The 8,689-nt window shown below is 43.8% G+C and carries 8 protein-coding genes; 1 reads left to right on the forward strand and 7 read right to left on the reverse strand.

Annotated features, from left to right (window positions below):
• Positions 1-196: 196 nt before the first annotated feature.
• The 7 genes from FFM73_RS11570 to FFM73_RS11600 all read right to left on the reverse strand — a co-directional run bounded on the left by FFM73_RS11570 (position 197) and on the right by FFM73_RS11600 (position 5,512).
• A complete protein-coding gene (locus FFM73_RS11570; protein WP_137631835.1) occupies positions 197-607 on the reverse strand; it encodes a rhodanese-like domain-containing protein in 411 nt (136 codons plus the stop codon).
• Between the two features lie 26 nt (positions 608-633).
• Positions 634-1,608 (reverse strand): ROK family glucokinase, encoded by a 975-nt coding sequence (locus FFM73_RS11575; protein ID WP_137631836.1) that lies wholly within the window; start codon positions 1,606-1,608, stop codon positions 634-636.
• Positions 1,609-1,627: 19 nt separating this feature from the next.
• Positions 1,628-1,837, reverse strand: a complete 210-nt coding sequence (locus FFM73_RS11580) for a YqgQ family protein (RefSeq protein ID WP_137631837.1) — start codon at positions 1,835-1,837, stop codon at positions 1,628-1,630.
• A 39-nt stretch (positions 1,838-1,876) separates the two neighbouring features.
• The gene (locus tag FFM73_RS11585) at positions 1,877-2,551 is read right to left on the reverse strand and encodes a rhomboid family intramembrane serine protease (RefSeq protein WP_137631838.1); all 675 of its coding nucleotides are present in this window, start codon (positions 2,549-2,551) and stop codon (positions 1,877-1,879) included.
• 11 nt (positions 2,552-2,562) lie between these two features.
• Positions 2,563-3,111 carry a 5-formyltetrahydrofolate cyclo-ligase gene (locus FFM73_RS11590; protein WP_137631839.1) on the reverse strand — a complete coding sequence of 183 codons (549 nt, stop codon included), beginning with the start codon at positions 3,109-3,111 and terminating at the stop codon, positions 2,563-2,565.
• A 54-nt stretch (positions 3,112-3,165) separates the two neighbouring features.
• On the reverse strand, positions 3,166-3,315 hold the full coding sequence (gene rpmG, locus FFM73_RS11595) for a 50S ribosomal protein L33 (RefSeq protein WP_082593127.1): 150 nt from the start codon (positions 3,313-3,315) through the stop codon (positions 3,166-3,168).
• A 142-nt stretch (positions 3,316-3,457) separates the two neighbouring features.
• Positions 3,458-5,512, reverse strand: a complete 2,055-nt coding sequence (locus tag FFM73_RS11600) for a peptidoglycan D,D-transpeptidase FtsI family protein (RefSeq protein WP_137631840.1) — start codon at positions 5,510-5,512, stop codon at positions 3,458-3,460.
• A gap of 253 nt (positions 5,513-5,765) precedes the next feature.
• On the opposite strand from FFM73_RS11600, the gene FFM73_RS11605 reads away from it, so the two are divergent.
• Positions 5,766-8,399, forward strand: coding sequence for a YfhO family protein (locus tag FFM73_RS11605; protein WP_268920528.1), 2,634 nt, complete (start codon positions 5,766-5,768; stop codon positions 8,397-8,399).
• The last annotated feature ends 290 nt before the right edge of the window (positions 8,400-8,689 follow it).

Genomic DNA, 8,689 nt, shown 5'->3' on the forward strand with positions numbered 1-8,689 from the left:
CGTATTTTTTTGGAACGCGTCTGGTTCAAACCATTGTCCAAAAAACTGCCAACTAAAAAAGCACCTAGACCAATTGAGGTCTAAGTACTCCTATAAATCTAAATCAACTCTACTTGACGAAGTGCCGAAAAAAGCCTGACCCCTGTTGAACACAGAGATCAAGCCAATGATTCAAATTATTTATTTATAGTTAGATCTATTCGGACTTTTTAGTCTTACCATCCCACCGTGCGTAACCGGTCTTTAAGATATAAATCTCTTTATAACCATGCTTTTTTAAAAGCACTGCTGACCGTGAACTCATGGCTTTTCCTTGATCATACAGGTAAACGGGCAGGTCTTTTCTGATCTGCTGATAATAAGCGCGCATAGTTGAGTAAGGGACGCTACGGGCACCTAGAATGTGTCCAGCATCAAAGTCCTTTTTCTCTCTCACGTCAATCACTTGTGCTTTACGCATACCTGCTCTAAAAGTCTTTTCATCAATTAACGTCGCGGCTTGGTTGCGTTGATAGATACCATAAAGATACCAACAAGCATACGCGACTAACAGGATAACTAAAACAATCGTATAAAGTGCCGATGTCGAAATTGCTGCAACAACCATGTATCTCGTCCTTCCAAATTAACTAATTAAGCGCCTGCGTTTTCAAACCGGAGTGCCAGTGAAGCAGCCCCAATTGCACCAGCGTCATTACCAAGCTGAGCTAGCTTAATTCGGGTTGAATCACGAACAGCAGGAAATGTATTTTCTTGGAAGTAACGGGTAGTTGGCTGCAATAAAGTGTTACCAGCCGCTGAAACACCACCACCAATAATGATGTTGGCAGGGTTTAAGATATTGGCACAGTTAGCTAATGCTAAACCAAGGTAAGAAGAAACCTTATCAACGATTCGGTTAGCTAAGATATCACCGTTATCAGCTAGGTAGACCACCATTTTAGAAGTCACTTCTTCATGGTTATCGAAGAGTTCCTTCAACCGTGATTTACCGGTAAATTCAGCTGCCATGTCCTTAGCAACGTGGACGATTCCAGTTGCTGAGGAGTACTGTTCCAAGCAGCCGCGTTTGCCGCAAGTACATAGATAGCCATTGGGCTGTACTGTAATATGACCAATTTCACCGGCACCACCGTTAACACCGTGCAATAATTGACCACCAGCAATAACACCGCCACCGACACCAGTCCCAAGAGTCACAAAAATGACGTCTTGATCCTTTTCACCGGCACCCTTCCAGAATTCACCAAGGGCGGCAACGTTAGCGTCATTTTCCAAAACAAGTTGTAAACCAACACCGGCTTGAATCTGGTCACGCACGTGCTGAGTGGTTTTCCAGTTTAAGTTAAACGCCCCGATCACTGTCCCATTTTCGATATCAACAGCGCCTGGAGTACCCATTCCGATACCCATAAACTGATCCTTAGTGTAACCAGAATCCGTCATTGTTTTCTTAAGTGACGTAATAATATTCGGCACAATGTGCTTACCATTTTCACTGATATCAGTAGGAATGCTCCACTTTTGCAGAATATCCCCATCTTTAGAGATAAACGCAATCTTAGTGGTGGTCCCACCTAAATCAATACCAATTAAACTCTTTGCCATGAACTTGTTTCCTCCAGACTTATTTCGTTTTCTCACGTACTTCTTCGAGACGGTGCTCGTGTGTTAAAACTAACTTGGCATGCGCAAACGTTTTATGATCGATCACGTTGGCATCATGGAGATGATCCAATTCCAAGGCCATGACCTCAATGTCCCACAAACGTTTGCCGACATATACGTAAATTCCAAATTGTTTCAGCAATTGTTGTACATCATAGAGCGTTTTCATTTCGACATCCTCCGAAATTCGCACGACTACTTTTCTATTTTACAACGTTACGCCGTAATAGTATAGTCCAACCATAATAAGAATGGCAACGATTACAGCTAAAACTCGTTTAACCCGACTGATCTGCCCTAATTTCGGCACACCAACAATGTAGGCCGTCAAGAAACCAATGATCAAACCGCCAATATGCCCCTGAATATCAGTACCAGGACTAAAAATGTCAAAAGCCAGATTAAGCACAACAAACATTAAAAACGTTTTTGTCATTTGGTGAATATATTGATTCTCCCAAAAGGATTCGCCTAACATTAAAAAAGCGCCAAAGAGCCCAAAAATCGCAGTGCTGGCACCTGCCGAAATCGAATTGGGATTAAATGCAAAACTGGCTAAATTACCGCCAATACCAGACAACAGGAAAATGATCAGGTAACGTCCATGACCAAAAATAGCTTCAATTTGAAGGCCAATAAAGTAAAGTGTCACTGTGTTAAACAGAATATGTTCAAAACCCATGTGCAGGAAAACGGGCGTGATCAATCGCCACCACTGACCAGCAATGATCAGGGGATTGTATTTCGCACCAAAGTTAACCAATACTTGAGTATTTTGACTGCCGCCAGCTAACGTCATTGCACCATACACGATAAACATCAGAACAATTAAGCCAACGGTCACGTATGGCCCAGCCAACCAGCGTTTCAGTTGTTGCTGCATTTTTGGCCCCCCTAGTGGCTTGTGATCACGTGCTGAACCAGAACATCCGTATCCGCAACTGGCCAAGTTGGCGTTTTAAACATTTGAGCTTCAAATGCCAGGGTCACTGTCCGGCCTTGGTAGTCGGCCAAGAAACGGTCGTAATAGCCGCCACCGAACCCTAACCGGGCACCTTTTTTGGTAAAGCCCAGCCCAGGAACGACAACCAGATCAATTTGATCTTTCGTCACGGCAGTCCCATTTTCAGGTTCCATGATGCCAAAGTTAGATTCTTTTAGAACCGTGGCATCCGTTAGCGGCAGAAAGATCATTCGCCGGTCAGTACTGAACGTTCTGGGAACAACAACCTGTTTGCGAGCTTGTTTAGCCGCTTCAATAATTGGCTTGGTGTCCAGCTCAAAACCGGTCGATAGCGTAATCGCCACCGTTTGGCTTCGATTCCACTCTGCGGATTCAAATAATCGTTCATACAAAATCCCAGCTTGAAAACGATGCACATCATCGGGCATGGAATTTAACGCTGCAATAATTTGTTCACGAACTGCTTTTTTGGTTGCCACCACTGATTCCTCCTATTCTTAAATAAAAAAGGCGCAGGCTCATCGCCTATGCCTTTACTTTGTTTCTTTGTGTAACGTCACCTTGTGTTGACGTGGGCAATACTTCTTCAGCTCTACCCGGTCAGGATTGTTACGACGGTTTTTACTTGATAAGTAGTTTTGTTCGTGACATTCGGTACATTCTAACGTAATGTGTACGCGCATGGCTTCTGACCTCCCTACGTTTTTAAGATTTGGCAAATAGCCTTAACTCGTAGTATTTTATCATTTATTCAAACTAATTACCAGCCTAAATCATAGATTTGTTAAGTAAATCTACTTTACAGCTAAAATTAAGAGGTTCCGTTTATTGACCACCAGGAACTGCAGAAGTGCTTGCAGCATTGCTAGGCGTGCTAGCTGTGGAGCTGCTGCTTGAATTGATCGTTGAAGTTGATTGAACCGAACTCCAATAAGCTTGGTAAATTGCTTTAGCCAGCTTCATATTGTTATCTTCAGCGTTATAGTCCAAGTTTGGCATTGCCAAAGCAACCACCACTTGTGGATGCGTCGAAGGTGCATATGAGGCTAAACTTAACGTAACCGTTTCAGTCCCCTTATAGAAGGTCTGAGCAGTCCCAGTCTTAGCCGAAATTTCTGGCTTGATCGTATCCAGTTCGCCACCAGTTTTCCAAGTGTTAGTCCCATGAACAACGTCATACAGACCATTCGTAACGACTTTCCGTTGAGCTGAAGTCATATCAATATGATTTAAGACGTTAGGAGTAACAGAGTCTTTAACTGCTCCTAGGCCACCATTTTGGTTGGTACCACGAATCGACGATAAGATGTGTGGCTGAATTCGATAGCCACCATTAGCAATGGTCGACATATACTGAGCCACTTGTATCGTGGTATAAGCATCGTAGTTACCAAAGGCTTCATCCAGTGCATTCCCAAGATGGGCCTTAGAAGTTGAACCAGCTAGCCCAGTGGTTTCACCAGGCAAATCAATACCAGTCTTGACACCTAAGCCAAATTGGTTGAAGTATCCCCGTTCAATGTTGAAGATGTTCGGGTTCATATTCAAGGCCGCGCCTTCGTGGTACTTGAAACCAGCTTCCTTCATGGCTAATTGCATCATGTAGGAGTTAGAAGAAACTTCTAGTGCAGTTGAGGCATCAACGGCCATGTTCTGCCCACCATTTTTGTTAAACCAAGATGACTTCTTAGTTCCGCCAACAGTGATCGGCATATCGGTCATGGTACTGTTGTTTGGCGTGATCACACCATCCATCAAGGCACCAGAAACCATTGCACCCTTAACAACCGACCCCATCGTAATGGAGTTATTAATGGCACCTAAGGCATTGTTAGTAATCTTTTGATTACTTGGATTACGGTCAACACCTGCCATCCCAATAATGTTACCGTTGTTAGGATTCATGACAACCGCGTAGGTCCCAGTAGAAACCCCACCGGCACCGCCTTCAGCTTGACGGACTAAGGATTGCAGTTTCTTTTGGAAACCAGCATTAATCGTCAATTGCAGGTTATCACCCTTTTGGCCACCATACCGTTTAACTTCGTTCATAATCTTGGTACCTGAAACTTCAACATCAGTTTGTGACTTGCTACCTCTTAAGACTGGTTCATATTGTTGCTCGAGGTAACTTTGACCAACCGAGTCGTTACGAGAGTATCCCTGTGCCAAATACTGATTGACTTTGTTGTCAGGAAGCCCCGTTTTTTCCGAAGAGACAGTTCCAATAATACTCTTCAAAGAGCTGCCATACGGATAATCACGAGTCCAACTAGTACCGACCTTGACGCCTGGCAATTCACCTAAGTGTTCACCGACTTCTGCTAATTCTTTACTGGTAACACCGGTTTCCTTAATATAAGTCGTTGATAGAGAATAAGCACCGCTCATTCTAGCGTAGATCATCGCATCATTTTGTTGCTGTTTGTTTAATGTAAACTCTGATGGATGAGCATACAGATACTGAAGTTCCTTGTTATAAGCATTTGCTTGAGCAGGGTTCTTGACTCCGGGGATATGAGCTGCAACCTGCTTTGCCCGCCCGGATGAAGCTAAGAAATAGTCTGCCCGATTACGCCGGGTCAACGAACCAGTTGGAACTGTCAGGTATTTTCCTAACCGGTTAGCTGTCCGATACATATCTGGCGCCATAACATTAACACCCTTAGTATAACTAATTGCTTGATGGGTTTTATTACCAACCAAGACTCGGCCAGTAGAGTCGAAGATCATGCCCCGTTGTGTATTATTAGTTTCAACGGTACTATCTGTCCGACTCACCTCCGCTTTAAGCTGGGTGCCATGAAGAATTTGTAAATAGGCTAACTGTGCAATTAACGCCGCAAATAAAAGTCCCACAATAATGAAGAGAAAGTTCATCCGAAACGGAATTTGAGATGTGGTTGACGTCTTACTGCGAGACGTTTGGTGTTGAGTAACTCGACTAAAGAAATTTTTCACTGTCCTGAACGCTCCTTATCTAACTTCATCATTCTACCAGAATTTTCCTAACGAAACCATTAACACTGAACGGTTTTAAAACTTTTTATGAGTTTTTTATGATATGCTAAATACTTAGAATCATACTCGTAGATGAATCACCATTTTACGGGGTTATCGGAGGTTTTTATTCTTGAAAATATTCATTCAATGGGTGCGTCAGCACGAAAAATTATCATTACTGATTTTAAGTTTCTGCATTCCGGCTGTTGTGATGGCTGCCTACTTTAGCTATCGCGGTATGGGACCGTTTGGCAATTCAACTTTGCTCACCGTGGATCTCGGTCAGCAGTACGTTGACTTTTTTGCCTACTTTCGCCATACCCTACTCAGTCATCCTAGCGGCCTATTTTATTCGTTTCAAAAAGCGCTAGGCGGCGAAATGTTTGGCGTGTGGACTTATTATCTCATGAGTCCCTTTAATTTGATTCTGCTTCTGTTTCCCGATAAATCACTGCCCAGTGCGATCTACTGGATCACCATTCTAAAGTACGGTGCTGCGGGGCTGAGCTTTGCTTGGCTATTAATGAAGACCAAGGTTCAAAAACATCTGCCAGTACTGGCCTTCTCAACCAGTTATGCGTTGATGGGCTGGATGGTTGCCAACCAACTCAACTTGATGTGGCTGGATGCGGTCGTTATTTTACCGCTGATTATCTGGGGTATCATCCGCCTAGTTGACACGGGAAAAATGAGGACATACGTCGGCTGGTTAGCCGCGCTTTTGATCATCAACTATTACATGGCTTACATGGTGTGTCTATTTGCCGGTCTCTTTTTCTTGTGGTACTGGCTGTCAAACACCCACGGGGGTAAAGCAGCCTTGAAATCACTGAGCCGCTTCATTGGTGGTTCACTATTAGCGGCTGGAATTGCTGCTGTCACACTGCTACCTACGTGGCACTCCCTGGCGATTAGTAAGAACCAATATACACAAACGGACTGGTCCGCTAAATTCGAATATTTCCCACCCAAAATGCTGGCCAAGTTCTTCTTAGGCAGTTTCAATTTTAGCCAGATGCCAAAGGGTACTCCTAACCTGTTCATTGGTAGCATCATGGTTTTAGGGGCCATCTTTTACTTCTTGCAAAAGAACCATCACCCACGCACAAAGTGGCTGGCGTTAGCCGTCACTTCGATTTTAGTCCTATCCCTATGTTTTGAACCATTAGACCTATTATGGCATGGGATGCAGTTTCCAATCTGGTACCCTTACCGCTTTTCTTTCGTCGTCAGCTTCTGGCTGATCTGGCTAGCAGCCAATGCCTTAAAGCCCGAATTCACACCGACGCTAAAGCAACTGATCGTACCGATTATAATTTGCACAGCTACCGTGGCTTACGTCTGGATCAATGTCGGTCAATTTTCATTTTTAAGTCAAAACCAAATGCTGATTGGTAGTTTATTGTTAGTTGCCGCGTTTTGTTTAATTGCGCTGCCTAATAAGCAGCCATGGTTTTATCAAGTAGCCTTCGTCCTGTTTGCCATTATCGAAATGTCCAGCAACGCCACTACCAGTCTGAACCGGATCAGTTACGTCACTAAGCCCGAATATCAAAATTACCAACAGGTTTTGGCGACCCAATCGGCTCATGTCACCGACCATGATCACAGCTGGTACCGGATGACGCCAACTTTTATGCGAACCAAAAACGACCCCTTATCCGGGCAATTCAATGGTGGTTCAGTCTTTTCATCAACGCTAGAAAAGGATATGCCAACCTTCATGGGGAATATGGGTGAACCTGATGGCGACGGCTTTGTCACCTACACTAACGGCACGCTATTGAGTGACTCACTGCTCAATATGAAGTACGTCATGAATCGGCGATCAAATCCCGGTACGTTAGCTTCAAACTTCATTGATCCGGTTTCTACGCGAGCTGATCTAACGGATTATCAGCGAATTCGCAAAGATGGCTTGATTGCTACCTATCAAAATCCTTATGCACTACCACTGGGCTTCCTATCTAGCAACAAGATCTTAAATTTAGATAATACCACGAAGGATCCGACCCAGTATCAGTCTAATCTGTGGGCCGGCTTAACTGGTAATTCTCAAGATCAGCACCTGTTTAGCGCACAAAACTTTGATCACGTGGTCTTCCAAAACATGAAGCCACTGACTAAACTGACTGGGGCAATTTTACAGAAGAATAACCTCATCAAACCCGGTGTCATCACCTTTACCTTTACGCCTAAGACTAACGATGCTTACTACCTGACGTTAGGGTCAAACTTAACGGATGATAATGTGTCCATGCGGTTAAACAACCAGCCGTTAGCCCAGTATCCCACCTATCGCAATACGATTGTAGTCAACATTGCTGATCACCAAAAGGGCAAACCGGTCAAATTACAATTAACGCTGAAGAAAGCAACCCTGTGGCTGCAAAACTTCACCCTCTACCAATTTAATAATCAGCAATTTAGAATTGGTCAGCAAAAATTAGCCGCTAACCCAATGACAGTTACGCGTCACAGTCAGAGCAGCTTGACTGGCTTGGTCGATGTTAAGAACCGTCAAGCAACGTTAATGACGACCATTCCGTACAGTCAGGGATGGCACGTGACGGTGGACAAACATCCTGTTAAACCAGTTAAAGTCGCCGGTACCTTCACTGCCTTAAAACTGGCTCATGGCCACCACACAATTCACTTTAGCTATTGGCCACCGATGTTGAATACCGGATTGCTGATTACGATCATCAGTTTAGGAATTTGTGCCATCTCGCTTTATCGGCAACGTAAAAAGTCCAAAAATTAATTAAAATAACGAGTGTGCGACAAAACTCGGTATATTCCAGAATTTAACCCAAATAAGACCTATTTCGATGAACTTTATCGGAATAGGTCTTACTTGGGTTAAATGGCCGGAATCTGAGTTTTGGCGCACTATTAGGCCGTAAGCACACTATAACCGGACGTATTGAAACACAAAACGGACTTCCTCATATTTGAGTTAGTCCGTTTTTGTATTTCATTCAGTTACTAATTGCTGATCAGGTTCATAATTCCACGGTAAACAAGCCTCCAATTGCGCTTCTTTTGGGAAAG

The organism is Secundilactobacillus hailunensis (genome assembly GCF_005405185.1).
Taxonomy (GTDB): Bacteria; Bacillota; Bacilli; order Lactobacillales; family Lactobacillaceae; genus Secundilactobacillus; species Secundilactobacillus hailunensis.

What these genes read in the sequence shown, in the direction of transcription:
- FFM73_RS11585 (WP_137631838.1), bottom strand. Translation starts at nt 2,551, where the DNA reads ATGCAGCAACAACTGAAACGCTGGTTGGCTGGGCCATACGTGACCGTT.
- FFM73_RS11570 (WP_137631835.1), bottom strand. Translation starts at nt 607, where the DNA reads ATGGTTGTTGCAGCAATTTCGACATCGGCACTTTATACGATTGTTTTA.
- FFM73_RS11575 (WP_137631836.1), bottom strand. Translation starts at nt 1,608, where the DNA reads ATGGCAAAGAGTTTAATTGGTATTGATTTAGGTGGGACCACCACTAAG.
- rpmG (WP_082593127.1), bottom strand. Translation starts at nt 3,315, where the DNA reads ATGCGCGTACACATTACGTTAGAATGTACCGAATGTCACGAACAAAAC.
- FFM73_RS11580 (WP_137631837.1), bottom strand. Translation starts at nt 1,837, where the DNA reads ATGAAAACGCTCTATGATGTACAACAATTGCTGAAACAATTTGGAATT.
- FFM73_RS11600 (WP_137631840.1), bottom strand. Translation starts at nt 5,512, where the DNA reads ATGAACTTTCTCTTCATTATTGTGGGACTTTTATTTGCGGCGTTAATT.